The sequence below is a fragment of the Bacillus sp. SN32 genome (assembly GCF_002837495.1).
Lineage (GTDB): Bacteria > Bacillota > Bacilli > Bacillales > Bacillaceae > Bacillus > Bacillus subtilis.
Map to the genome: position 1 here is coordinate 160,953 of NZ_PJCT01000004.1, position 26,128 is coordinate 187,080.

General features: G+C 39.6%; 27 protein-coding genes and 1 pseudogene. 13 read left to right on the forward strand and 15 right to left on the reverse strand.

The window, feature by feature from the left end:
- Positions 1 to 132 precede the first annotated feature (132 nt).
- A complete protein-coding gene (locus CW370_RS16815) occupies positions 133 to 558 on the forward strand; it encodes a MaoC family dehydratase (protein ID WP_024572354.1) in 426 nt (141 codons plus the stop codon).
- A gap of 52 nt (positions 559 to 610) precedes the next feature.
- Here the strand turns inward: CW370_RS16815 and CW370_RS16820 are convergent, their stop codons facing one another.
- Together CW370_RS16820 and CW370_RS16825 are read right to left on the reverse strand one after the other, a co-directional pair.
- A complete protein-coding gene (locus tag CW370_RS16820) occupies positions 611 to 1,183 on the reverse strand; it encodes an alpha/beta hydrolase (protein ID WP_024572355.1) in 573 nt (190 codons plus the stop codon).
- Between the two features lie 82 nt (positions 1,184 to 1,265).
- Positions 1,266 to 1,595, reverse strand: a complete 330-nt coding sequence (locus CW370_RS16825) for a winged helix-turn-helix transcriptional regulator (protein ID WP_024572356.1) — start codon at positions 1,593 to 1,595, stop codon at positions 1,266 to 1,268.
- A gap of 253 nt (positions 1,596 to 1,848) precedes the next feature.
- Here CW370_RS16825 and CW370_RS16830 point away from each other — a divergent pair, with 253 nt between their 5' ends.
- On the forward strand, positions 1,849 to 2,721 hold the full coding sequence (locus CW370_RS16830; protein ID WP_024572357.1) for a YitT family protein: 873 nt from the start codon (positions 1,849 to 1,851) through the stop codon (positions 2,719 to 2,721).
- 146 nt (positions 2,722 to 2,867) lie between these two features.
- Here CW370_RS16830 and CW370_RS16835 read toward each other — a convergent pair whose 3' ends face one another.
- Positions 2,868 to 3,254 carry a winged helix-turn-helix transcriptional regulator gene (locus tag CW370_RS16835; RefSeq protein ID WP_003242640.1) on the reverse strand — a complete coding sequence of 129 codons (387 nt, stop codon included), beginning with the start codon at positions 3,252 to 3,254 and terminating at the stop codon, positions 2,868 to 2,870.
- A gap of 110 nt (positions 3,255 to 3,364) precedes the next feature.
- Between CW370_RS16835 and CW370_RS16840 the strand changes: the two genes are divergently transcribed.
- Positions 3,365 to 3,958: an NAD(P)H-dependent oxidoreductase gene (locus tag CW370_RS16840; RefSeq protein ID WP_101169839.1), complete on the forward strand. Its 594-nt coding sequence runs from the start codon at positions 3,365 to 3,367 to the stop codon at positions 3,956 to 3,958.
- A gap of 143 nt (positions 3,959 to 4,101) precedes the next feature.
- Here the strand turns inward: CW370_RS16840 and CW370_RS16845 are convergent, their stop codons facing one another.
- The gene (locus CW370_RS16845; protein WP_101169840.1) at positions 4,102 to 5,289 is read right to left on the reverse strand and encodes an MFS transporter; all 1,188 of its coding nucleotides are present in this window, start codon (positions 5,287 to 5,289) and stop codon (positions 4,102 to 4,104) included.
- A gap of 205 nt (positions 5,290 to 5,494) precedes the next feature.
- On the opposite strand from CW370_RS16845, the gene CW370_RS16850 reads away from it, so the two are divergent.
- The 5 genes and pseudogenes from CW370_RS16850 (at position 5,495) to CW370_RS16870 (ending at position 9,639) form a co-directional block, all read left to right on the forward strand.
- Positions 5,495 to 6,091: a TetR/AcrR family transcriptional regulator gene (locus CW370_RS16850; protein ID WP_101169841.1), complete on the forward strand. Its 597-nt coding sequence runs from the start codon at positions 5,495 to 5,497 to the stop codon at positions 6,089 to 6,091.
- 603 nt (positions 6,092 to 6,694) lie between these two features.
- Positions 6,695 to 7,030, forward strand: a complete 336-nt coding sequence (gene aseR, locus CW370_RS16855) for a metal-responsive transcriptional regulator AseR (protein ID WP_015482851.1) — start codon at positions 6,695 to 6,697, stop codon at positions 7,028 to 7,030.
- Between the two features lie 12 nt (positions 7,031 to 7,042).
- Positions 7,043 to 8,350, forward strand: a complete 1,308-nt coding sequence (locus tag CW370_RS16860; RefSeq protein ID WP_014478962.1) for an arsenical efflux pump membrane protein ArsB — start codon at positions 7,043 to 7,045, stop codon at positions 8,348 to 8,350.
- A gap of 58 nt (positions 8,351 to 8,408) precedes the next feature.
- Positions 8,409 to 8,654: pseudogene (locus CW370_RS16865) on the forward strand (hypothetical protein).
- Positions 8,655 to 8,847: 193 nt separating this feature from the next.
- Positions 8,848 to 9,639, forward strand: coding sequence for a GNAT family N-acetyltransferase (locus CW370_RS16870; protein ID WP_080262620.1), 792 nt, complete (start codon positions 8,848 to 8,850; stop codon positions 9,637 to 9,639).
- A 69-nt stretch (positions 9,640 to 9,708) separates the two neighbouring features.
- Here the strand turns inward: CW370_RS16870 and CW370_RS16875 are convergent, their stop codons facing one another.
- The 6 genes from CW370_RS16875 to CW370_RS16900 all read right to left on the reverse strand — a co-directional run bounded on the left by CW370_RS16875 (position 9,709) and on the right by CW370_RS16900 (position 16,273).
- Positions 9,709 to 10,596 carry an LCP family glycopolymer transferase gene (locus CW370_RS16875; protein WP_029878427.1) on the reverse strand — a complete coding sequence of 296 codons (888 nt, stop codon included), beginning with the start codon at positions 10,594 to 10,596 and terminating at the stop codon, positions 9,709 to 9,711.
- Between the two features lie 154 nt (positions 10,597 to 10,750).
- Positions 10,751 to 11,548, reverse strand: a complete 798-nt coding sequence (locus CW370_RS16880; protein ID WP_234398233.1) for a polysaccharide deacetylase family protein — start codon at positions 11,546 to 11,548, stop codon at positions 10,751 to 10,753.
- 276 nt (positions 11,549 to 11,824) lie between these two features.
- Positions 11,825 to 12,964: a hypothetical protein gene (locus tag CW370_RS16885; RefSeq protein ID WP_029878428.1), complete on the reverse strand. Its 1,140-nt coding sequence runs from the start codon at positions 12,962 to 12,964 to the stop codon at positions 11,825 to 11,827.
- Positions 12,961 to 14,409: a HAMP domain-containing sensor histidine kinase gene (locus CW370_RS16890; RefSeq protein ID WP_024572363.1), complete on the reverse strand. Its 1,449-nt coding sequence runs from the start codon at positions 14,407 to 14,409 to the stop codon at positions 12,961 to 12,963. The genes CW370_RS16885 and CW370_RS16890 overlap by 4 nt, the downstream gene beginning before the upstream one ends.
- A 3-nt stretch (positions 14,410 to 14,412) precedes the next feature.
- The gene (locus CW370_RS16895) at positions 14,413 to 15,114 is read right to left on the reverse strand and encodes a response regulator transcription factor (protein ID WP_024572364.1); all 702 of its coding nucleotides are present in this window, start codon (positions 15,112 to 15,114) and stop codon (positions 14,413 to 14,415) included.
- 256 nt (positions 15,115 to 15,370) lie between these two features.
- The gene (locus CW370_RS16900; RefSeq protein WP_024572365.1) at positions 15,371 to 16,273 is read right to left on the reverse strand and encodes a DMT family transporter; all 903 of its coding nucleotides are present in this window, start codon (positions 16,271 to 16,273) and stop codon (positions 15,371 to 15,373) included.
- A 132-nt stretch (positions 16,274 to 16,405) separates the two neighbouring features.
- Here CW370_RS16900 and CW370_RS16905 point away from each other — a divergent pair, with 132 nt between their 5' ends.
- Complete coding sequence (locus tag CW370_RS16905) at positions 16,406 to 17,854, forward strand: aminotransferase-like domain-containing protein (RefSeq protein ID WP_024572366.1); 1,449 nt, start codon at positions 16,406 to 16,408, stop codon at positions 17,852 to 17,854.
- A gap of 117 nt (positions 17,855 to 17,971) precedes the next feature.
- Here the strand turns inward: CW370_RS16905 and CW370_RS16910 are convergent, their stop codons facing one another.
- Positions 17,972 to 18,595 carry a flavin reductase family protein gene (locus CW370_RS16910; protein ID WP_024572367.1) on the reverse strand — a complete coding sequence of 208 codons (624 nt, stop codon included), beginning with the start codon at positions 18,593 to 18,595 and terminating at the stop codon, positions 17,972 to 17,974.
- A gap of 89 nt (positions 18,596 to 18,684) precedes the next feature.
- Between CW370_RS16910 and CW370_RS16915 the strand changes: the two genes are divergently transcribed.
- A complete protein-coding gene (locus CW370_RS16915) occupies positions 18,685 to 19,365 on the forward strand; it encodes an ArsR/SmtB family transcription factor (protein WP_014478969.1) in 681 nt (226 codons plus the stop codon).
- Positions 19,366 to 19,444: 79 nt separating this feature from the next.
- Here CW370_RS16915 and CW370_RS16920 read toward each other — a convergent pair whose 3' ends face one another.
- From CW370_RS16920 to CW370_RS16930, 3 genes are all read right to left on the reverse strand, one after another.
- Entirely contained in the window at positions 19,445 to 19,888 is a 444-nt protein-coding gene (locus CW370_RS16920; RefSeq protein WP_014478970.1) for a carboxymuconolactone decarboxylase family protein, read from the reverse strand.
- Between the two features lie 85 nt (positions 19,889 to 19,973).
- Positions 19,974 to 20,153: a hypothetical protein gene (locus CW370_RS16925; protein ID WP_010886421.1), complete on the reverse strand. Its 180-nt coding sequence runs from the start codon at positions 20,151 to 20,153 to the stop codon at positions 19,974 to 19,976.
- The gene (locus CW370_RS16930; RefSeq protein WP_014478971.1) at positions 20,150 to 20,293 is read right to left on the reverse strand and encodes a hypothetical protein; all 144 of its coding nucleotides are present in this window, start codon (positions 20,291 to 20,293) and stop codon (positions 20,150 to 20,152) included. Before CW370_RS16930 ends, CW370_RS16925 begins: the two co-directional genes overlap by 4 nt.
- Positions 20,294 to 20,560: 267 nt before the next feature.
- Here CW370_RS16930 and ydfH point away from each other — a divergent pair, with 267 nt between their 5' ends.
- From ydfH to CW370_RS16945, 3 genes are all read left to right on the forward strand, one after another.
- The gene (ydfH, locus tag CW370_RS16935) at positions 20,561 to 21,784 is read left to right on the forward strand and encodes a two-component system sensor histidine kinase YdfH (protein WP_032680320.1); all 1,224 of its coding nucleotides are present in this window, start codon (positions 20,561 to 20,563) and stop codon (positions 21,782 to 21,784) included.
- A complete protein-coding gene (ydfI, locus tag CW370_RS16940; RefSeq protein ID WP_015382876.1) occupies positions 21,777 to 22,418 on the forward strand; it encodes a two-component system response regulator YdfI in 642 nt (213 codons plus the stop codon). Before ydfH ends, ydfI begins: the two co-directional genes overlap by 8 nt.
- Before the next feature lie 115 nt (positions 22,419 to 22,533).
- Complete coding sequence (locus CW370_RS16945) at positions 22,534 to 24,708, forward strand: MMPL family transporter (RefSeq protein ID WP_024572369.1); 2,175 nt, start codon at positions 22,534 to 22,536, stop codon at positions 24,706 to 24,708.
- Between the two features lie 414 nt (positions 24,709 to 25,122).
- On the opposite strand, the gene CW370_RS16950 is transcribed toward CW370_RS16945, so the two are convergent.
- Complete coding sequence (locus tag CW370_RS16950; RefSeq protein WP_024572370.1) at positions 25,123 to 26,025, reverse strand: carboxylesterase; 903 nt, start codon at positions 26,023 to 26,025, stop codon at positions 25,123 to 25,125.
- Between the last annotated feature and the right edge of the window lie 103 nt (positions 26,026 to 26,128).

Below are 26,128 nucleotides of genomic sequence, written 5' to 3' on the forward strand. Positions count from 1 at the left end.
TTTTTAAGTATATGATGAGTGCCAGCAGTCCAGCCCACGATATGTCTGTTTAGCGAAAAACAGAATTTTTTATTTGCTCATCACAGTGCTAAAATAAACAAAATAGACAATTGAAAAAATAGAGGTGTAAGAATGAAGTTAGATGAGTTTACAATTGGCCAGGTCTTCAAAACGAAATCATTAAAAGTATCAAAAGATGATATTATGCGGTTTGCGGGTGAATTTGACCCTCAGTATATGCATGTAGATGAAGAAAAAGCGAGTAAAGGCAGATTTAATGGAATTATCGCTTCCGGCATACAAACACTGGCCATATCTTTTAAACTTTGGATTGAAGAAGGTCTCTATGGAGACGATATTATAGCCGGAACAGAGATGAATCATATGACATTCATAAAACCCGTATATCCGGATGATGAATTGTTTACAATTGTTGAGGTTCTTGATAAGCAGCCAAAGAGAAATGAATTGGGAATACTCACAGTATTGTTATCTACTTATAATCAAAAAGAAGTAAAAGTGTTTGAAGGTGAGTTATCCGTATTGATGAAACGATAACTCAGAAAGCCCGCTTTTCGCGGGCTCGATTGAAGCAGATGGGTGAAAGATGTTAGCGGGTTTCTTTTGAAAAATAAGAGGTTAAAATATCATAAACAATAGGCAAAGAAGTAAACCCCTCATTTTCTAGAAAATGACCCCCGTGCTGGACTTCGTATAACGCAGCGTCAATTTGTTGTGCCAGCTCCTTGCTCCATGAAAATGGAACAATTTGGTCGTTCTTAGAAGCAATGACAGCACGGTGCTTCGCGGACTCGATGATTTTTTGATGATCAAACGATCCCTGTGTAAATTCATCTAACATCTGTAAAGTGGGCAATGATTTGGCAAAGCCGGAAACAAGTATGATTCCGCCAAGCTGTTTTCGTAATTGAATATGTTCCAAAAATCTCAAAATGGCGGGGCACCCTAAGCTGTGAGCAACCAAATACGTATTTTCATGTAAAGTATGTTGATAAAAAGAGAGTGTCTCCAGCCAATCCTCAAGTCTTGGCTGGAGCGGATTAGGCATGTTTAAAATGTCTGCTTGGACCCCATCTGCGAGCAGACGTTTTTTCAGCCAAGGGAACCAATGATTTGTTGAGGAAGCTCTGTAGCCATGAATGATATAGACCTGTTTTTTCATTTTTTTCTCCAAACGAAGTATTTTCATTCAGTATAAAATTCCTCTCATTGGGAAACAAGTACGCACTTTTTTGTAAGTAGCTTTACATATGAGGCATTCCTTGTGCCATTCCCCACTTACACATTTCATCTATGAGGGGGTACAAAGATCGCCCTCTGTCAGATAACGAATACTCTACTTTCAGTGGGGTTTGAGAAACCTCAGACCGATGAATAAGGCCGTCAGTTTGCAATTCCTTAAGCTGTGCGCTTAACATTTTATGGGTGATGAAGGGCATAGCCCTTTTCAGCTCGCCGTATCTCATCGTTTTTTCACACCCTAACTCATAGAGAATTCTCATTTTCCATTTGCCCCCTATAAGAGATAAGGTGTATTCAAATGGGGCTTGTTTACTGCGGCACAGGCTATCCATGTAATCGAACCTCCTTTTTAAGGTATCATATCAGAATAATTCAGGATTTTCGGTGTTGAAGTTTGAGGGCGATTCACGATCTGAAGTGAAAGGGGCCGCTTGCTCAACAGGCGGCACGGTACATGAATGTTCTAAGTCAAAGAGGGTTACCTTACTGTTAATTACTTTATTTTAAAAAATGCATGTTTTTAGCTGAAAATATCTATTATGGTATATTTAAATATAACGAAATATTTGAGAAATGAGGAATGGTATGAATACAACCAAAAAACATAAGAAATTTAAAGCGAAAATGATTCTCCAAATCATCATGGTTATCATTGGAGGAATCATTGCGGCATATGGACTAGAAACAGTGCTCATTCCAAACAGTGTATCTGATGGAGGGGTGACGGGTCTTAGCATCGTTGGTTCACAGCTATTCAACTTGCCGCTGGGGATTTTGATTGCTGTGATCAACATTCCATTTGTCTGGTTAGGATATAAGCAAATTGGGAAAAGCTTTGCATTATTATCAATTATCGGAATCGTATCGCTTGCCGCGGGGACAAGCTTTTTCCACCACACACCCGCTATCATAGAAGGAGATACCCTGTTAATTACCGTTGTCGGCGGGATTATCCTTGGATTTGGAATGGGGCTGGCGCTGCGTAATGGCGGCGCATTAGATGGTATTGACATGCTTGCTGTGCTGCTATCCCGAAAACTGCCATTCGGAACGAGCGATCTCATTCTATTCTTAAACCTATTTGTGTTTATTTTTGTTTCCACAGTATTTGGCTTACAAGGGGCATTGCTTTCAGTCATTGCTTACTACATTGCATCCAAAGTGATTCATGTTGTGGAGGAAGGCTTAAGCGGCTCTAAAACCTTTCAAATTATTACAACCCAACCTGAATTAATGGTAGAGACAATACGTGATCAATTAGGCCGAAGCGCCACATATAAAGAAGCTTACGGGGGTTTTTCCCACGAGAAATTTAAAGAAATCACATGTGTCATCAACCGTTTAGAAGAAACCAAACTAAAGGAAATTATTAATGATATTGATAAATCCGCCTTTGTCACCGTATATGACGTAGCTGAAGTGAAGGGCAGCAATTTTAGAAGTCTTAATCATCATTAAAAAATAGAATGACCTTTTTAACCGTAATTGACATGCCGCGGGTAATTTAATCAAAAACACTTTTTGAGGCTTGTGGGTGTCACCGGTGAAGGTCTGAATCACAGAAATACCAAGGGCGTCATAACCCTTGGTATTTTTTCTGGTTATTAGATTTTATCTTCAGCTTTGCGTGCTGCTTCGAGCTTATCAATCCTGTCTTTATATTTTTCTCCCCAGTCCTTCATGTGCAGGATAACAGGTTCTAATGTTCTTCCAAACTCAGTTAAAGAGTATTCGACTTTTGGAGGGACCTGTTTATAAACCTCGCGGTGAATCACGCCATCCCGTTCCAATTCTCTTAATTGTAGCGTGAGCATACGCTGGGTAATTTTTGGGTATAGTTTTCGAAACTCATTAAACCTCTTTTTACCGTCAATGAGATGATAAAGAAGAATGCCTTTCCACTTACCTCCGATGATATCTAATGTTGTCTCCACCGGACATCCTTCAAAGTCATCAGAAGAATAATCAATGCCGAGTTTACGATTTCTCAAGCTGTTCACTCCTAATAGTATACTTTTTGATACTATATACATTCAATGTGCGTACTTTTTATATTTTAATATACATCATATAATGATGTCACATCTAAGGAATGAAAGGAATGGATCATATGAAAACACTCGTACTCGTTGTACATCCGAATATAGAATCCTCTCGTATCAATAAAAAGTGGAAAGAAGCCGTTTTAAGTGAACCAGATGTAACTGTCCATGATCTTTATGAAAAATATCGCGATCAACCAATTGATGTGGAATTTGAACAACAGCAGCTCCTGGCCCATGACCGTATCGTTTTTCAGTTTCCATTATACTGGTACAGCAGCCCACCGCTTTTAAAACAGTGGTTTGATGAAGTGTTTACGTTTGGCTGGGCTCATGGTCCCGGCGGAAATAAATTGAAGGGGAAAGAGTGGGTAACTGCCATGTCCATCGGTTCACCTGAACACTCTTATCAAGCCGGCGGATATAACTTGTTTTCGATAAGCGAGCTGACAAAACCGTTCCAAGCATCTGCCCATTTAGTAGGCATGACCTATCTGCCTTCCTTTGCCGAATATCGCGCCAATACAATCGGTGACCAAGAAATTGCCGAAAGTGCGAATCGGTATGTAAAGCATATTACAAATATAGAATTAAACCCGAAGGTTCGCCTGCAAAGATATTTGAAACAGCTGGAGGGTGTCGATTTAACATAAAGATTGATTTTGGAAAATCCTGTACTCACCAAGCAGGATTTTTTCTTGTTCAGCAGAGGGATTTTAACATATAGCGAAAAAAGAAGAAGCCACCAAAAATAAGCTATTTGCTTGGTCCTGACTGCTTATTTTTGGTGAAAGACTTATTTCTCTGTGATGAAATAAAGCAAAGCGATGACCGGAAAAGCGATTCCAATCCATAATGCTGTACTCCATCCCCCTGAGGCATATGCCCATCCTCCAATTGATGACCCTATCGCACCGCCTAGAAAGAAGATCGCCATGAATAATCCGTTTAATCGACTGCGAATTTCAGGCGCCAACGAAAAAATAGCACGTTGACTGAGCACGAGGTTTGCAGATACGCCCATATCTAACAGAATAGCTGCGGCCACTAGAACTGTTATACCGACGGGGGAGCTACTCTGAATCATGAGCGGCAGTAATAAAGAGACAACGACAACACCGAGAGCGATTCCAGTGGCAAGCCGGGTCAAGCCTCGATCAGCCAGCCGGCCGCCTATTGGTGCAGCGACTGCACCCGCAATGCCCACCAATGCGTAGAGTGCTATTGCCTTCTGAGAAAAATGAAAATCAGGACCCGACAATAATAAAGGAACGGTAGTCCAGAACAAGCTGAAAGCTCCAAATACAAACGCATGATAGATGGCACGGCGGCGTAAGATTGGAGTCGTGCGCAGCAGCTTCCACATTGAACCGAGTAAGGCAGTATAGTTTGTATTTGCTGTTGGTTTTCTGGCAGGAAGCACTTTTGATAATACGATGGCCAGGATAACACTTACCACGGCGGACAAAGCGAATATTGCATTCCACCCCCAGATATCAGCGACTAGACTAGATATCGGACGGGAAAGCATAATACCGAGTAATAAGCCGCTCATGACATTGCCAACAACCCGGCCGCGTGCAGCGTCTGATGCAAGGTATGATGCAAATGGAACAAGCACTTGGGCTGCGATTGATCCCAATCCGACGAAAAACGCAGCTGCTAAAAACAGTGTTCCATGCTTCACAAATGCTGTTAGTGTCAAAGCTGCTGCGCTTAGAAGGAGCGATGTAACGACAAGTTTTTTGTTTTCGATAATATCTCCTAAAGGGACAAGGAATAGTAAGCCGGCAACGTATCCGATTTGGGTGAGTGTGACAATCAATCCAGCACTGCTTGGAGAAAGTCCAATTGCCTTACTAATTAATCCGACCAAGGGTTGTGCATAGTAAAGATTAGCAACAATGATACCGCATGCAGTTGCGAGAAGAAGGGTTAAACTGGGTGAAACCCTCTGACCTGCTTGTTTGTTTCCATTAGCCATAAGAATGAACTCCTTTTTAAGTGGTTTTTTGAGTGTAATCATGACTTCTCAACACAAGTGATTTTATAAACTGAACGTTCAGTTTCGTTGATTAAGGAAAATAATATACTAAACGTTCAGTTTTGTAAATAGGTTTCTGTTTTCTTTTTTATTTAGGTTAAGTATACTGAACGTATAGTTTATATTTCGGGAAGGAATGATTCATGTGCAGAGTAAACGAGGGCGGCCGCGTGATGAAGGAACGCATAAGGCGATTCTCTCTGCAGCCTATGACCTATTGCTGGAAAAAGGCTTCGATGCGGTGACAGTCGATAAAATTGCCGAGCGTGCGAAAGTGAGTAAAGCAACGATTTATAAATGGTGGTCTAACAAGGCTGCCGTTATCATGGACAGCTTTCTTTCGACCGCGACGGACAGGCTGCCTGTGCCTGATACAGGGTCGTCAGTACAAGATATAGTAACCCACGCCACGAATTTAGCTAGGTTTTTGACAAGCCGGGAAGGAACCGTGATTAAGGAATTAATAGGTGCAGGGCAGTTGGATGAAAAATTGGCAGAAGAATATCGCACGCGATTTTTCCAGCCTCGCCGCATCCAAGCGAAAGGCCTTCTAGAAAAGGGAATTCAGAAAGGTGAATTGAGAGAGAATCTTGATATTGAAGTAAGCATAGATCTCATTTACGGACCAATTTTCTATCGTCTGCTTATAACAGGGGATGAGGTGAATGATTCCTATGTGCATGATTTGGTGATGAACGCGTTTAAGGGAGTTCAAGCTACCTCTGCTACAGAGAGTATGTAGCTGATAAGAACTGCAAAAGCTACGGTTTATATGACAAATTGGTTCTCTCTAATCGAAAAGTGAGAGATAAGATTTTTGTTGCTGAGCGCAATTATCGGATGTCGAAAAAGAAGTTATTCAATCGTGAATACATAACATCATATTATTACATTTCCTTTTCATCGATTGGAACAAGGGTTCTATACTTCAATGGAATATCGCAAAGTTGGAGTATTTAAAGAACAGGGGAAAATCGATGGCCATTATGTAAGTGTCATGGCAATGGAAAAAATACTTGCAATGTAAACAGGCCTCTAAAGAGACCTGTTTTTTAATATCCAGAGGATCTGTCTATTTTCATCTTGGGCTCTATGACTACTCCCATAACTGAAATAGTCTAATATTTATACCGGAATAAATATAAGGGATTGTTTATATAAATAAAAGTTTATATAATGACGGGGGCGCTAAGGAAACGCGGGGAGCGACTCAGGTTTTCGTTTCAAAGTTTTGATCCTTAAGATATACGGAGCGCTACATATGGAAACGTAAAGGGGAATGTATAATCATTTGGCGTGTATATAACGATTTGCTTATATATTGATTTGGGAAGGAGGAGCTCATATGACGATTGATGTTGCGGCGATGACTCGTTGTTTGAAAACACTTAGTGATCAAACTAGGCTTATAATGATGAGATTATTTCTTGAAAAAGAATATTGTGTCTGTCAATTGGTTGATATGTTCGAAATGAGCCAGCCCGCCATAAGCCAGCATTTGCGGAAATTAAAAAACGCAGGTTTTGTGAATGAGGACAGAAGAGGCCAATGGCGTTATTATTCAATAAATGGTTCCTGTCCTGAGTTTGATACATTGCAATTGATCTTACATCAAATTGATCAGGAGGATGAATTGTTAAACCATATCAAACAAAAGAAAACTCAAGCGTGTTGCCAGTAAGGAGGCATTAGATTGACATCAATGATTTTGGCAGTATTCATCTTTTTATTAACTCTAGTATTGGTCATATGGCAGCCGAAAAATTTATCTATAGGGTGGTCAGCCTGTGGAGGCGCAGTTTTAGCTCTAATAGCAGGTGTTGTCAATTTTCATGATGTGTTAACTGTGACAGGGATTGTTTGGAATGCGACCTTGGCTTTTGTGGCCATCATACTGATATCGTTAATTCTTGATAATATCGGTTTCTTTGAATGGGCAGCGCTTCATATGGCTAAGGCTGCAAAAGGAAACGGTGTGCGGATGTTCGTTTATGTATCTCTATTAGGAGCTATCGTCGCCGCGTTATTTGCAAATGACGGTGCAGCTCTTATATTGACACCGATCGTATTAGCGATGGTCAGAGCATTACATTTTAATGAAAAATTAGTTTTTCCTTTTATCATTGCCAGCGGATTTATTGCGGATACCACTTCGCTTCCTTTAGTAGTAAGCAATTTGGTCAACATTGTTTCAGCGGACTATTTTCATATTACGTTTATTGATTATGCATCCAGAATGGTTGTCCCGTACCTGTTTTCGCTGCTGGCGAGCATCATTGTACTTTACCTTTTCTTTAGAAAAAGCATACCAAAACGCTATGATCTGACTGAGGTTAAAAAACCTGTTGAAGCAATTAAAGATCAAAACATGTTCAGACTGTCATGGTATATCTTAGGGCTGCTGTTAATTGGATATTTTGCAAGTGAATTTTTTTCTATCCCTGTATCAGTGGTAGCGGGTAGCATTGCGATCATTTTCTTAATCGCTGCGCAAAAGAGTCCGGCCGTCCATACAAAGAAAGTGGTGAAAGAGGCGCCATGGGCTATCGTTTTCTTTTCAATTGGCATGTACGTTGTTGTGTATGGTGTCCGAAATGCCGGATTAACGGATGTCCTTTCAGATGTGATTCAAGCCGCAGCTGATCAAGGATTGTTTGCTGGGACAATTGGAATGGGCTTTATTGCGGCGATTCTTTCTTCCATTATGAATAACTTGCCGACTGTTATGATTGACGCATTGGCTATTGCCGGTACAGATACACATGGGATGATGAGAGAAGCACTTATTTATGCAAATGTGATCGGTTCAGATTTAGGACCTAAAATAACACCGATTGGTTCCTTGGCGACATTATTATGGCTTCATGTTCTTTCGCACAAAGGTATGAAGATTTCCTGGGGCACGTATTTTAAAACAGGAATTATCCTCACGATACCCACTTTATTGATCACACTTGTCGGCCTGTATATTTGGCTGCTGATAATCCATTCTTGTTTCTAAAAGGACAAGGTCACTATATCAAGGAAAATAATGCACAGGTAACTCTTGCCGCAGCCAGATGGCTGAAGGGTGGGGGAGAAAATACCTTGGGGACAAGTGGAATGTGTACAGCGCAGGAATCGAAGCTCATGGATGACATCGAGTGCTGTCAAAGCAATGAAAGAAGCAGGGATTGATATTTCAAATCAAACATCGGATAAATTTGATGATCCGGCAAAAGCACACGGAACAGAAGAAGTGTTTCCAAAGGGTATGTGATGAAATTGGTGACCGTTTAAAACAGTTTGCTGTAACTGGGGAATAAGAAATCGATATACTCAGCGTTTCCTTGGGTTATATAATGCAATGTGTTGTTCAACAGGTGTCTGCGAGCTGAGTGCAGACACCTGTTTTTGTTTTTATTTGTCTGAGATTCGTAACAGGGAAGTTATTTAGCTGGTGACAGAGGAAAATTGATTTGTGAACAGAATCATGAAGGAGACGGTGTTTTAAAGGAGTTGTCTGTTTTGCAGGAATTAACAAAAGAAAAATACAGTAGCTTAAAAACAATGTTTGATGACAAATATTGTCCCACATTTGTCTATTCAATATTAGACCAAACCATTCCGGGAGCTGTTTATGCAGATGATCAAACCTTTCCTAAATCGTTTTTTATAGGAACTGAATCAGGCATTTATTTTATTGCGGGAGACCAAGGGAATCGGGATTTTCATGATTTCATTGCAGGATATTATGAAGAACAAGTGAAATCATCAAAACGATTTACCTTGTTTTCTTCCAGTGATACATGGGATAGCGTACTGAAACCCATACTGAAAGATGACTTAAACCAAATGAGAAGAGCTGCATTTTCTTATCAACCAAAATCTTTCAAAAAGACTTTGCAACTGCCAAAGGGTCTTGTATTGAAAAGAATAGACGAAGACATCATTTCACACAGCACAGCGTTTAACAGCGCGTATTATGAGGAGTATTGGAATTCTGTCTCACAGTTTGCTTCAAAAGGTTTTGGATTTGCCGTATTACATGGCAATCATGTAGTAAGTGAGTGTACCTCTATATTTTTAGGGCATAATCGAGCGGAAATGGATATCTATACACTTGAGGAATATAGAGGACTGGGGTTAGCTTATTGCGTAGCAAATAGGTTTATAGCGTTTTGTATGGAAAATGGGATTGTTCCTAGCTGGGATTGTGATATTTGCAACAATTCTTCCATTGCCTTAGCAGCTAAACTAGGGTTTAAGAAAATAATCGAATACTCTCTTTTTTATTCCGGGAAATCATAAAAAAGAGAAGAGGCAAGAACTCTTCTCTTTACATGAGTAAGCGGTTGGTGAATAACGGTTTTTATTTTATTAAGAATCTAGATTTAATTGCTGGCGAAGTTTCTTCGATAAGTCCTTTCTCGTTTCATCAGTTACAACGTGATACCATAAGTGATCTATCTTTTTATCCTCACCTTTTATTTCGATCTGTTTGACATGTTGAACGGCTTCTTTATAAGAGCGTTGAATATCAATCATTTTATCAAGTGTTAAGTTTGTTTGTATATTTTTTTCTAAGGCAGCTAAAATTCCTTGATAGTTTTTTAATGATTTTAATTGTGCTCCTTCGTGAATAATTTGGTTAATGATTTCTCGCTGCCGCTGCTGCCGCCCAAAATCACCGCGAGGATCTTCTTTTCTCATCCGTGCGTATTTAAGGGCAACCTTTCCATCCAGGTGCTGTTCCCCTTTTGGTATATGCACCCCTTCAAGGGTAAAAGGGAAATCATTATTCACTGTGATTCCGCCAATCTCATCTACAATATCTTTAAACCCTTCCATATTGACTTTGATATAATAATTGATTGGAATGTTTAAAAATTGTTCAACGGTTTGAACGGCACCTTCAATACCCTCGTAAGTATATGCTGCGTTCATTTTAATATTGGTATTCTTTGATCGCATAAATACTCTGGTATCACGCGGTATACTTACCATCGTCGATGTTTTCGTCTCTGGATTTAAAGTCAGTACGATCATCGAATCAGGCCGTCCTTTATCACCGGGGCGCTCATCTACTCCCAGCAAAAGAATCGATATAGGATCATGTCCAAGACTAGCATCTTGTTGCTTAGAATCTCTTTGCAGAGGTTCATACATATGGTTGACCGATTTTGCTACGTTTCGGTAAATGCTATAGCAGGTCAGGCCTCCAATGGTTAACAAGAGGGCTAGAACAAACAATAAAATACTCTGCATTTTCAGTTTCCTTCTCCCGATTTTCACTATCAAATTCCTTTCTGATCAAGTTGAATATTTATATGTTGTACTGGTTCTTAACGGTTCTCTAATAAATAATTCTTTTATCTCCGTGATATTTTGTAGTTCATATAAGATACTTTAAATTTATACTTCAATTGAATCTGAATTGTACCGGTTTGATTGAATCATGAATTGCTTTCATTTCGTATCCGCTTTCCCGGAAATATTTTAATAATTGTTCCAAATAAGTCGCGGTAGTTGGCTTTTCATGCATTAATACAATAAGCGGCTCTTTTCCTTCAAGGGTTTTGACTTGCTGAATGACACTCTTAACAAACTCTCCATGAGTGTACTTCCAGTCCTCTGAGTCAACCGTCCAATCCCACAGGTTAAAATGATCACGCTCCACAACATTTCTAAAAGGGCCAGTAATGTAAGGCTTTGACCCGTAAGGTGCTCTTATTAAATGCGTGTTGACTTTGGTTGTTTCTTTAATGTAGTCCAATGTATTGTTCATTTCTGCAGCAAAGCTTTCAGGGGATTTATAGATTTCGGAAACCTGGTGCGTCACGCCGTGAGACCCAACAGAATGGCCGTTTTCCGCCATTTTTCTCACAATATTAGGATTTCGCTCGATATTTGGTTTTAACATAAAAAACGTTCCCTTTGCATTGTATTTATGAAGCAAATCCATAATTTTCTCTGAAGCAGCAGGGTTTGGTCCGTCATCAAATGTTAAATAAACGACCTTCCCGATTTCAGCAGGTTTTTTTTGTTCTTTTTTCTGTGCTGAATTTTTGTGTGTTTCTATATGCGCCTGCTCAGAAGCGTTTGTACTTTCTTTTATTGGTTCCTGCTTTGGGCCGGCAAGTGCCTTCCAGGAAATGCATAGTAACGTTACACCTAGAATAATCAATATCCCAAAACCTATTTTTCCTATTTGATTCAACTTACGATCCCTTCTTGGTGAATTTGACACTTTTTCCAACTCCTCAATTGTAGATATCAAAACTAGTTTTCTCGCGAACGAGTCACATAAATTAGAAGGCCAATGAAACTTTGGAGACAAAGCCCGGTAAAAATGATGCTCTTTTAATATAGATGGGAGTTATCGCAGAAGTTTGATCAATTTGTAAACAAAATGTCAACAAATGAAGGAATCATTGTTATGTAATATCTTGCAGGTATAAGAAAAAACCTTATTTCTATTCAATAGAAATAAGGTTTACTTGAAGGATATGATATAAGAGCGATCGTCAAAAAATCGGGCTGATGAGTTTTCCATAGAAGTATACTGGTTTTGTTCATAAACAAGCAGGTTGCTGCCATCTGGACTCCAATATATTTCTGATGGGTTGGCGCCGTGGTATATAGGTTCTGCGTAGAGGACATTTTTCCCTTGCAGCTTTCCTGCATAAGTATTGTCCTTGTCATATAAAGAGTAAGCGATCTTCTTTCGATCATTAGATATGGTAAAAACAGCTACATTTTCGAGCAGAACAGAGAGCTCACTGTTTCTGAGGTCGTATTCGTATAAGGTTTCTCCGATACCTAAAAATACAAATTGGTCATTGTTTAACCAAACAGGTTTACCATAGGGGCTAATCTGCCGCTTATTTTGAACAGTGATGCTGTCACCGCTGATGGTCCCCGTCATAATGCGGTATTGTTGCCCTTGTAACATGGTAAGCAGCAAACTGTGTCCATCATCTGAAATGGAAACTGCCGTAAGCGAATCCTTTTCATCAACATTCTTCAATGGATACGTTTTGAGGGTTCCGGAATCTATGTTGAATACATTGACCGCAGTCTGGTCATTTTTTGTCGTGTCAATGACAAGATAACAAATGTATTTGCTATTATTTGACCATGAAATATCCTGTACAAAGGCATCCTTGCTAGAAGAAAAGCTGGCTATTTCCTTTTTGTTTCTGTTCGTCAGTGATATTAGATTTAGTGTTATCTTATTTGATGACATCGTTAATCCGGCGATACTTTTCCCGTCGGGAGACAACTTAAGGTTGGAAGTATTGCGGTCAATGCTCTGTAGAGTTTCAGGTTTTTCAAAAGGATAGGAGACATTCTGAAGATGCTGCGCTTTACCTTGCGTTGTGTCATTTCCTTTGAAAAAACCAACTACAGAGTTTGATGAAGACCAGCCAAGCAACTGGTCAGCTTGAGGGAGGCGATATATCTTCTTCACCTGAAAGGAGCCCGACTTCTGATCGTCATCAATCTGGCTCTCTTCCTTGTTTGGAATGATAATGGTTTCAGATCGCTTGCCCATATTATAGCTGGATACAAAAATCAAGGAAATCAATAATATCCCTGACAATATAATAAACCGTTTGTTCTTCATGATCATTTCTCAACCTTCATGTAAGCTAATTCAATAGTGATGATTGTATGGTTTTCTTCGTAGAACATCTTGATTGTTCCTCCATGTTTTTCGACAATTGTTTTAACTATGCTTAACCCCAACCCTAAACTTCCTTCTTCCGTCACCTTTTGGTTTATTGAATAAAAAGGCTGAAACACTTTTGTGTATTGTTTGTCGTCATATGGATCACTTGGATTTTTGAACATAAAAAGAACCTGATCTCCCGCAACTTTAGCCTGAATCATGATTTCTGAATGAGATAAACTGTATTTGATCGCATTGTCCAAAAGATTAATAAAGAGTTGGCGCACTCTATTCTTTTGACCATACACATAGAGACTGTCTTCTATCTCATAGGTGATCTTCTTTTTATATCGTTCTGCACGAAATTTCATAGATTCGCATACATCTTTCAAAATCGTTCCTGCATCAATCCTATCGAATTGTTCTTTAGAGGTTTCTCTAGATACCTCAAGAAGTTTTATAACCAAATTGTGCAGACGCCGGCTTTCTTCAACAATATGATTCATTCCTTTATCAAAAAACGCCTGATCTGATTCCCCTTTTTGTTTTATGATTTCAGCATAGCCTTGAATAGAAGTCAGAGGTGTTTTCAGTTCATGGGTCATATTGTCAAAAAAACGTTTTTCCTGTTCATTAAGTTCCTTTAACCTGTCCCGATCTTTTTCGATAGTTGAAATTTGATCCCTAATTCTGGTGATCATATCATTGAAATTAACCGTAAGCTGGCCAATTTCATCTTTTCTAGAAAAATGGATATCCACATCCAGCTTTCCCTTTTTGACTTCTGAGGTGGCCTCTGTCAGCTTGACGATTGGAATCGTGATGTGTCTGGAGAGTATATAAGAGAAAAGAAACGCCGCCACAAATATCGCAAGAGCGATATAAAAAATAATATTTAAAATCTCTCCGCTTTGTTTGTAAAGCAAATTAAAATCTTTAGAAAAACGCAATATGCCAACTTTTGCACCATCAATGACAACTGGATAAGAAAAAAACACCTGTGCTTGATTTCGATCATAGGTGATATGATAAGCATTTTTTCCGTTAATTGCTTTTGTTAGGTCCTCGTCAATGCCTTGCGAAAACACTGTTTTATTAGAAGAAGACAACAAAGTGCCATCTACGGTATAAACGCCTACATTGCTTCCTGTTGAATGAGTTAAACTATCCACTATTTCATCGGCCATATCGCCGAAGTATAGTTCATTGTTTTTATAATGATTGATTAAAAATGCTTGATTGATATACACGATGCTGTTTTTTTTTAACTCTATTAAATCTGAGGTTACAATTTTTTCATTGCTTGACCAAATGACGCTTTTGACCGTTTGATTGAGTACTAGGAAAGAGAGAGAAAAAATCAGAAAAAAACCAATAATAAATTTACCCTTGATCGTCCGTAACACTCTCTACTCCTCCTGCTTCTCGAATTTATATCCAATGCCAAACACTGTTTTAATGAGGTCGCTTGCATCCAGTTTTTTACGGAGCCTTTGGATATGAGTATCTACCGTACGTGTATCCCCGGCAAAATCGTAGCCCCAAACAAATTCCAACAGCTCTGAACGTGTAAAGATTTTTCCACGATGGTCAATCAATGTCTTAAGCAGATCAAATTCTTTAGGAGTCAAATCAACAATGATCCCATCTTTTTTTACTATTCTTTCGTCTGGGATCATCACAATATTTTTTAATTGAATGTGATCCTCATTAGACGATCCTCGATCATTCACGTGGTTAGCTTGTTCAAGACGCCTGAGTATTGTACGAATTCTGGCGATAACTTCACGCAAGTCAAATGGCTTTGTAATATAATCGTCAGCCCCAAATTCCAACCCAAGGACTTTATCAGTGATATCTGACTTTGCGGTGATCATAAGTATAGGGATATTATAGCGTTGGGTCACTTTTTTACAGATATCCAATCCGCTGCAATCTGGCAGCATCCAATCAAGCAGCAGAAGATCGGGTTTGAATTGGTCTAACTGTTTCATCCCTAAAGCTCCGTTAGATTCAGTACACGTTTGAAAACCTTCCTGCGTAAGCCCGTATGAAAGCAGATCTGCTATTGCTTCATCATCTTCAATAATAAGTATTTTCGTTTTATCCATTATTTCATTCATTCCCTGTTTCATGATTAAATTGAATATATCTATCTTAGAGTCTGCAATATCACTCATTATAGCATTCTTTTTAATAGTGATTATTCAGAACTTCAGACCAAACTATAATTGGATATATTTTCACCATCGTCAACAAAATCGGGGGAATTGAGCTATCGTTGGATTAGAGGACTATGGTAAACAATGCAATTTTAATTGATAAATGAGCTTATTAAAAAGATACCAAATGATGCGGGTATCTTCTTTATTTATGTATAAGAGCGTTTCCATATCGTTTGATTTTATTGGGTGTTAAATAGGTAAAACATACCCCGCCAACTGTAACCACTCCGCCTAGCAGAGAGATCAGTGTGGGTATTTCGCCGATCCAGATCCAAGATATGATCAAGGCTAAAGCCGGTGTAACATAAAGTGAAAGGGTTGCTTCTGAAGCACCGACGAGTGAAGTGACATATGCTAGTGCGAAGTAAGGAATAACCGTCGGCAATAATCCTAAGTAAACGATAGACAAAGTTGCGCTTATTGAAGCGTTCATCATCTCTTCGCCTAAGCCTGGCAGAAACACAAGCATAGGTATTGTTCCGCCCCAAATGGTGAATGTAACGAATGGAATAAAACCATATTTTTTTATATAGCGGGCTTGAAAAACGAAATAAATACTTTCCGAAAATGCTGCCAGCAGGATGACCAAGATACCGCTCATTGAATATGTAAAGTCTCCCGCCCCAAATGCAATCAATAATACACCCAATAAACTGATGACAGAGCCAATCCATTTCGTAAATCCAAAATGCTCTTTGTAAAACAGGCGGGATAGCATGGCTGAGAAGATCGGTGCCGTAGTAACGAGTAAGCTTGCAACTCCGGCACTAACTGTTTTTTCACCGATGTTCAGCAAAATGTGATACAGTGCAAAACCTAAAAACCCTAAAAGAAAAATGGCAGGAATGTCTTTCAAGTCGGGTAGGCGCATCTGAGTCAAAACAGCAAAAAGCAATAATGCCATAGAGCCGATTAACAAACGACATAAAGCAAGGTGTTCTGGTGTGTACCCTTCTAGTCCTGCGCGAATTCCCGGAAAAGCAGATGCCCATAAACCAATCATGAGACTATGAGATATCATTATTTGAACTGTTTTCTTTCGCATTCCTCTCACTCCCCTTTACAAAAACCAACCAGTTATTTAATGTGTTTTTATATTAATAAAGATTTGGTGATATAGCTTCAACCAGTTAAACGGATTTTGACCCAACCAATTTATTTTAAGGAGACCGATTCTATGAGCTTTCCAGAAGAAAAAAAGATGAAAAAGCTCCCTAAGTACAGACAAATCGTTCATTTTATTAAAGAGAAAATAGGAAATGGAGAGTGGCCGATTGGAAGCAAGATTCCAAGCCAGCGCACGCTTGCAAAAGATTTTCAGGTAAATCGGAGCACAGTGATTACAGCCTTAGAGGAATTGATGGCCGATGGGCTAATAGAAGGCACAATGGGGAAAGGCACAGTTGTTATCAACAACACATGGACACTGATGGCTAAGAATTCTGCTCCCGATTGGGATCGATATGTCACCTCTGGTATTCAGATGCCAAGCCGAAAAATCGTTCAAGAGATAAATCAATCAGAATCAAATACAGACCTTATACAGCTCAGTAAAGGTGAACTTTCAGCTGAGATTTTTCCTTTGGCTGTTATGAAAGAGATGATGGGGAAGGTATCTCAACACATGGAGGCATTCGGATATGAAGAACCAAAAGGTTACTTACCTTTGAGGGAGGCATTGAGCAACTATTTAAAAACCATTGGAATCAACGTCTCATCTTCTTCCATTCTGATTGTCTCAGGAGCGTTGCAAGCCTTGCAGCTGATATCAATGGGGCTGTTACAAAGAGGATCAACCGTTTATCTTGATCAGCCCTCCTACCTTTATTCATTACACGTATTTCAATCAGCTGGTATGAAGCTGACTGGACTTCCTATGGATAATGAAGGACTTTTGCCTGAAAATGTTCATTTAACAAGAGGAGAGCGTGGAAGGGCTATCTTATATACAAATCCATGTTTTCATAATCCGACTGGTATTCTTATGTCTAAAAAGCGGCGGGAAGAAATCCTAGCAGTAAGTGAGAATACACAGCTTCCTATTATTGAAGATGACATTTATCGTGAGTTATGGATCGATGAAATTCCGCCATATCCTATTAAAACAATTGATAAAAATGGACACGTACTGTACATAGGAAGTTTATCGAAAACATTAAGCCCAGGCTTGAGGATTGGATGGATCGTCGGACCGGAACCGGTGATTGAACGTTTATCTGACATTAAAATGCAAACAGATTACGGATCCAGTTCTTTATCCCAAAGAGTAGCGGCAGAGTGGTTTACTTCCGGCCAATACCAGCAGCATGTAGAAAAGGTTAGGCAGCAATTAAAGGTGAGAAGAGAATTGGCCTTGAGTGTTTTAGAAACTCATTTGAAAGATGTGGCGACATGGAATATCCCAAAAGGAGGATTTTTTGTCTGGATAAAAATATTGCCTTCCATATCAATGAAATTACTTTATACTAAAGCCTTATCAAAAGGGATTCTAATCAATCTCGGCAGTATCTATGCTCAGGAAAAAGGGAATTATATTCGCTTATCATATGCTTATGCATCTCTTGAAGACCTTCAAAAGGGGATTTATGAGTTGGGTTTAATGATAAAAGAACTGGCAAGTAAGTAACTTTTATATCCTTAAATGGATGTTTCACTAAAAAAGAGATCAAGCCTAATGATCGCTTGATCTGATAATAACAAGGGTTACTAGAATAGACCAAATCATGGTTCGGTCTTAAAATGATCATGTCTCTGAACGAAAAGTCTTTCCGACTTCTCTTCCTAAACCAAAGTAATGTCTGAAATTATAGATAAGCGGGCTCCATTTGGAAGGGTTGATATGGTTTTCGTCTAGTATAATACTTTCCTCGGCATGAAAATGTAGTGCCTGCGTCTCTACAATTGCGAATGACGATTCATATTCTGGAAACCGAATGTGTTTCACTTCGGCTTCTATTTGAATAGGACATTCTTTGATTCGTGTTGGTGATACTGTTTTTGATTGTAAAGGCGTTAACCCTGCTGCCTCGTATTTTTCTTTTTTATATGTAAATCCGAGCTGTTTCTTCAAAGGCGGTATACTCTTTTTTCCGCTATAAGATGAAATTCTTTCAACGTTTTCCCATAATTCCGGGCCAGGCAAGTTTATGACACATTCTTTGTGTCTTTCCAAATTGTCGATGGCTTTTCCTCCCAGTCCTACTCCAAGGATTATATAATGTCCAAGAGCCCAAGAAGAAGACATAGGACTAATATTAGTGGTTCCATCCTCATTCAATGTGGTTAGAAGAAATGTCGAGGTACCATAATACATGATCTTGGGTTTGATTTCTTTAAATCGACGAGTGTCTCGTTTTTTGATGTCCAATGTTTTTTCCCCCTTGTCACGCTTACATTTATATTGTAAAGGATTAACATTTCAACTATCATCGAAATATGAATGTAAGGAGGAAAATCATGAATCCTAATATTGCAAAAATCTCTTCGTTGCTATCAGATCCCTCGCGTTCTTCCATTCTTCTCAGTCTGATGGATGGAAGGATACACCCTGCGGGAGAGCTTGCATATCTCGCTAACATTAAACCTCAAACCGCAAGTTTTCACCTGAATAAATTGCTTGAAGCAAAGCTGATTAGCGTAGAGAAGCATGGGAGACATCGGTATTACAGATTGTCTGACTCAGATGCTGCAAATGTGATCGAACAATTGCTTCATATTGCGCCTAAAGCAAAAGTCAAATCTTTAAAAGAGTCAAAAGAGAAAAAGGACTTGCATTTTGCCCGTACCTGTTATGATCATTTGGCAGGTTATGTGGGCGTGCAAATGGCACATTCATTAGTTGAGCAGGGGATGTTAAAAAAAGTTGATTTAAACTTTGAGGTGACTTCAGAGGGTGCTTTATTCTTTTCAAAGTTAGGCATCAATGAAGAGCAACAACGGAATAAGAGGAGAGCTTTTGCCCGCTGCTGTTTGGATTGGAGTGAACGGCAGCATCATATTGCAGGAGCATTAGGAAACGCCTTATTGGTGCGCATGTTAGAAGAAGAATGGATCGTTCGTATGCCTAAAACGAGAGCGATTAGGATAACACAAAGCGGGAAAATCGCGTTTGAAAAGCACCTAAACGTGAAGATTTAGGACTTTGAAGCGGAAACACCAGATGATGAGGCACGATATCTAGGAGGAGTAAGATTTGTTCTAATCTTACTCCTTCTTCTTATTTTGAAGCAGCTCGATTCCCCATTGCAATAGAGATACGGTTCCAACTGTTTATTTGATTAATGATGAGAACAAGGTCAACATATTGTTTTTCATCATAATGTTCCCGCACCCGATGATATAGCTCATCAGGAACCCTTTTAGATGGAATGAGCGTGATGTGTTCAGATAGTTCGAGAGCCGCTTTCTCTTCAGGTGAGTAAAAATCACATTCATTCCAAGCATGTAAACAGTAAATTCGCTGTTCAGTTTCCCCCATTTTGCGGGCATCGGACGTATGCATATCTATGCAGTAGGCACAGCCGTTCATTTGAGAGACTCTGATTTTGATTAGTTCTCTCGTCGTTCGGTTAATTGAGGATTGTTTCGTGTATTTCTCCATATCCATCATGATTTTCATACCTTCAGGTGCAATCTCATAGTAGGACACTCTTTGACTCATAAAGCAAGACTCCTTTCCATAGAATACCTAGATTGTATCCCGGTATTGATCATTTTACCAATGTGCGGTTTGAATGACAGCTGTTTCAGCGTCTTTTGGAAAGAAGCTTCTTTGAATAAAAATAAGGGTAGCCAGCAATGATGAGTGGAGCTGCTAATGCAAGCAGTATCCATGAGCCTGATTGGCTGTCTCTAGTGACTCTAATGAATATATAAGTACCGATCAGAAAATATAATAAAGCACCTAGAAACCAATACATGTTCAATCCTCTTTTTCCTTGCTTTTTGGTTGCGCATTTTTGTCTGTCATATGGCTTAATCGATCAGGGTTCTGATTTTTTAATACCTTTTCGGTCCGGATTCCTTTTCTCTTTAATGATAAAATTGTGAGATCAATCGATTTCAATGATGATCATTCCTTCAATGAATAGTAAGTTCCTTATGATTTTAAAGGTAAATTTGAAAAGATAAAACGTACATAGAGGCAGAACGTTCATGTACGTTTGGGCAATGATCACTTGTTGGAAACTCTAATGTTTCCCTGCACCTGATATTGTTGTGTTCCTTCTCTTCCTATAAAATGATTGGATACATGTGTGTTTGCACGTTGAAATATGAGTTCGATTTTCATGAATCTCTATTCGGTGAAACAGGTAAAGGAAGTGGATAAGGTTTGCTTATAAGGAATCCTTTTAAAGATAAATATTACTCACATGATAGGCGGGCATTAAACATGCTTGCACTCAGAGTGCCGGGCCTGGCTTTTATTCTCATGATCTATATAGCCTCTATCGTGCTGCAATTTGTTTCTGGGGGCTGGCCCATTTTATTGCTTTATGCGTTTACCATATTAATCGCCATTTTTGCTTTGCTTCATTGGCACTCATATCGCTGGGTTAAGAAAAGAGTGATTCTGTATTTCGTGGTACAAGGTTTGATCACCTTTGCACTTGCTAATCTCATGACTGGCTTCTTTATACTTGTGATTATCGGCCTTTATGCATTTTTAATTGGACAAATTATAGGAATGGCAGACAGAAGAAGGACTTTTCTCATTCTTTATCTATTGCTGCTGCTGGTCATAAATTCGGCGTATCACCTTCATAAAGGTGAAGTTTTGCATTTTATTGTTATTGCTGCGCCGATCATGATTGTCATCATCACTTATGCCGCAACATTTTTTGCCCAAGTCGATGAAAAAATAAAAGCTCAATTGACTCTTGAAAGGCTGGAGCTGGCTCATCAGCAGGTAGAACAGCTGACGCTGCAGAACGAAAGACAGCGGATGGCCCGAGACTTACACGATACGCTTGCTCAAGGTCTTGTCAGTTTAAATATGCAGCTGGATGCGATTCATGTTCATCTCGCCAAAGGCAACACAGAGAGAGCGAAGGAAATCATACAACAATCGATGAAAAGAGTGAAAAGCACATTAGCTGATGCACGTTCAGCTATTGACGATCTCCGCAGCAAATCAGAAGAAATCGGTGTTTTAAAAGAAAGAATTACCTCGCTAATGGATCATTTTATAGAGTCGACAGGCATGGCTTGTTTATTAGATTACAGATTGCATCAGGTGCTGGATGTGCGTACAGCTGAAAACTGTTATTACATCATTGGAGAATGCATGACGAATGCGGCAAAGCATGCTGAGGCGAAAACAATCTGGATATCCATTTGGGATGATGAAAAGGGAAGGCTCCATTTAACAGTTAAGGATAACGGCAAGGGATTTGATGTTGAAAAAGGAAAGAAAAAGAGAGGACATTATGGGCTTCTTGGCATACAAGAACGCGTCAGGGCAATAAATGGCCAATTCAATATCAAGAGTACAAAATTGAAAGGAACACAAATTGAGATCACTGTACCAATTCAGGGAGAGATGCAAGATGAATAAGGTTTTAATCGTTGATGACCATCTTGTCGTGAGGGAAGGTCTGAAGCTTTTAATTGAAACGAATGATCAATACACCATTATAGGAGAGGCGGAAAATGGAAAAGTCGCAGTCCGTCTTGCAGATGAGTTAGAACCGGATATCATTCTGATGGATTTGTATATGCCGGAGATGAGCGGGTTAGAGGCCATTAAACAAATAAAAGAAAAACACGATACCCCCATCATTATTTTGACTACATATAATGAAGATCACTTAATGATCGAAGGGATTGAATTAGGAGCGAAAGGATATCTGTTAAAGGATACGAGTTCAGAAACCCTTTTTCACACAATGGATGCAGCCATCAGAGGAAATGTGCTATTGCAGCCTGATATCCTTAAACGTCTGCAAGAAATCCAATTTGAGCGGATGAAAAAGCAGCGCAGTGAGACGCAGCTGACAGAAAAGGAAGTCATTGTTCTAAAAGCAATTGCTAAAGGTCTTAAAAGCAAAGCGATTGCCTTTGATTTGGGCGTCTCTGAGCGAACAGTAAAGTCCAGATTAACGTCCATTTACAATAAATTAGGCGCGAATTCAAGAACTGAGGCAGTAACGATTGCCATGCAAAAAGGTATTCTGACAATAGACAACTAAACTGCATATTTGAAAATTGCCCAAACGTACATGCCCGAATGTACGTTTTTTTCATTTCATTGTCAACTACAATGAGAAAGAATGTGATCAAGCAATGTGTTGAAAGGAGATTATCATGTCAAAAATGTTATATACATTAGGAGGATGGGTTGCTCGCAATCGCATAAAAGCAATTTGTGCGTGGATCGTTGTGTTAGTTGCTGCGATAGGCCTTGCAGTCACCTTAAAACCAAGTTTTTCTGAAGATATGTCCATACCTGACACACCTTCGGAAAAAGCGATGGATGTGATTCAGAAAGAATTTCCTCACGGTCCTGATAAAGGGAGCATACGGGTTATTTTCGGTGCTGGTGATGGGGAGAAACTTACTGGGAAGCCAGCAAAAAAAGCAATAGAAGATACGTTCAAAGAAATCAGTAAAGATGATTCTGTTGACTCGATTGCAAGTCCTTTTGTGACAGGGACAATCGCGAAAGATGGCACAGTTGCCTATGCTGATATCAAGTATAAATCATCAGCAGATGATATAAAGGATTACTCTATCAAACACTTAAAAGACAGTTTGAAAATGGCTGATGATGAAGGATTGCAAACTGAGCTAAGCGGAGATGTACCGGGAGCCGAGATGGAGATAGGCGGTGTCTCTGAAATTGTCGGCATTATCTTGGCTTTTGTCGTTTTAGCCATTACATTCGGTTCTTTATTAATAGCAGGTTTGCCGATTTTAACTGCAATGATTGGTTTAGGTGTAAGTATTGGACTGGTTTTGATTGGGACACAAGTATTTGATATTGCTTCCGTCAGTCTTTCATTAGCCGGAATGATTGGCCTTGCTGTTGGTATTGATTATGCTTTATTTATTTTTACGAAACACCGCCAGTTTTTAGGCGAAGGCATACAAAAGAATGAATCAATTGCGAGAGCCGTAGGAACAGCGGGAAGCGCAGTCGTTTTTGCCGGACTTACTGTTATCGTTGCACTTTGCGGATTAACTGTCGTTAACATTCCTTTTATGTCTGCGATGGGGCTGACAGCAGGGCTTAGTGTACTGATGGCTGTTTTGGCTTCAATCACACTTGTGCCTGCGGTCTTATCGATTGCAGGGAAGCGGATGATTCCGAAATCAAACAAGAAAATAGAAAAACAAAGCACTGAAACAAATGTCTGGGGACGCTTTGTCACCAAAAATCCTATCATGCTAAGTGTATGCAGCATTCTGATTTTGATCGTCATTAGTATCCCATCTATGCATTTGGAACTGGGCTTGCCTGATGCTGGGATGAAAGCTAAGGATAATCCGGATCGCCGGGCATATGACTTGCTTGCCGAAGGCTTTGGAGAAGGATTTAATGGCCAATTAACAATCGTAGCGGATGCCACAAATGCTACAGAAAATAAGGCGGAGGCTTTCGCAGATGCAGTGAAAGAAATAAAGGGTTTAGACCATGTAGCAAGTGTCACCCCTGCAATGCCTAATAAAGAAGGGAACTTTGCCATCATTACGGTCGTTCCGGAAACAGGTCCAAATGATGTCACAACGAAAGATTTGGTACACGATGTACGCAGTTTGTCAGATAAAAACGGAGTAGATTTGCTTGTTACTGGATCGACTGCAGTGAATATTGACATTTCAGATCGCCTGAATGATGCGATACCGGTGTTTGCTGTACTTATTGTTGGATTTGCGTTTGTATTGCTGACCATCGTTTTCCGTTCGCTGCTTGTGCCGCTTGTTGCTGTTGCAGGTTTCATGTTGACGATGACAGCCACTCTTGGGATTTGTGTATTTGTCTTGCAAGACGGGAATCTCATCGACTTTTTCAAAATACCTGAAAGAGGGCCGATACTCGCGTTCCTGCCGATTTTATCTATTGGGATTCTGTTCGGGTTAGCCATGGATTATCAAGTATTCCTTGTCAGCAGAATGCGTGAAGAATATGTAAAAACAAAGAATCCAGTACAAGCCATTCAGGCTGGATTAAAACACAGTGGTCCTGTTGTTACAGCAGCCGGCTTGATCATGATCTTCGTTTTTGCAGGATTTATCTTTGCAGGCGAAGCTTCTATTAAAGCCAACGGATTAGCACTTTCCTTTGGTGTGCTCTTTGATGCCTTTATTGTAAGAATGACACTGATTCCAAGTGTCATGAAGCTGATGGGGAATGCAGCCTGGTATTTGCCGAAATGGTTAGACAAGATGATTCCGAACGTGGATATAGAAGGGCATCAACTGACAAAGGAAATACAGCCGGAAATAGATCATGAACAAAAGAAACAAATCAGTGTGTAATAGAAAAAGCAGATCTTTAATGATCTGCTTTTTTGCTTATGGTGGTATTTGGAAGATGGAGTCGGCAGTTAAAAGGAGACACTTATGGCACAATCACTCATTTTCGATATGGATGGAACTTTGTTTCATATTGGCGGAAGCTGCGTCATACTAGCAGGCATCCCAGGAGAAGTGATAAAGCATATCAAATGATTTTTTTGACGCTGCCTTCTCTCCATGATGCCTAGGTTCTTGATAATTCTTCTTAAGAATAAAGGATTTTACAACTGATTATATAAGAAACCTAAAGAAACAAGCACACAAAACCAGCTGCGGGTTTTGTCCAAGAAAAATAGAGTCCATAAGAGGGACTCTATTTTTTGAAATGCCCGGCTAGAAGCATATTGCAGGACTTTATGAATGTCTTATAAGCCCTTACCGTGAAATGCCTGTTTCTGCATTGAAAAAACGCATTACACGTTCATTTACGTAAGCGGGTTGTTCCATCGATAAAACATGTCCGGCATTTTTAATGACTTCTGCCTCAATATCAGGAACGAATGAAGAGGCTCGGTGCAGGGCTGAGTGGGGATCATAGATGACTTCATGTTCACCAAGTAATAATAGGATAGGAACTCTTGCTGAACGTAATTCCTCATCGGTAAAAACATACGGAAATCCGTCGGCTTTAGGATTTGGATTTCTTGATCCATCCTGCCACATTACCCCTGCCTGAAACTGCTTCACAAAAATCGGGTGCAGCACATTCTGATCATTCATCATCCAATTTAAGAATTTTTCAACTCCATTTGACGCTGTAAGGCCAAGAGCGTATTTGTAGAAATCGTGATGAAATGGCAAAAACGTTTCTGCCGGACTCAGTATAGCTGCGCTTTTTACTCTCTCAGGCATACGTAAAAGGAAATTCATCGTATGGAGACCGCCAAGCGAAAGTCCGATCATGTGGGACTTTTCGATCCCCAGATTGTCAAACACATCAAGAAGCCAATTGGTGTAATCCGTTCTTGTACCGCTTAAATTCTCAGGAATACTCTTGTTTTTATCACCTATGATATCAACTGCATAAGTTCTGTATTTGCTGCTCCAATCGGCGATGTTGGGATACCACATCGTCGAGCTGAATAATGCTCCGTGGAGTAATACAAGCGGCGGGGCATCCTCTGGGCCGCTTGCAATCACATGTGTTTGACCAAAACGAGTAGATATATAGAATGATTTGCAACGGACCGGCCAAAGACTAAGGCTTTCATTATAAGTTTGATAATAGCGGATACCGTTGTCACTTAATTCGGGAATACTAGATGAATGGTTTGACATACAAATGCCCCTCCCAATTTTGTTTAAATGAATGTGCCGTTTCGTGATGGGGAATCTGATTTTGATATAACAGACTTTATTTACAATATAATACAGTTGTTAT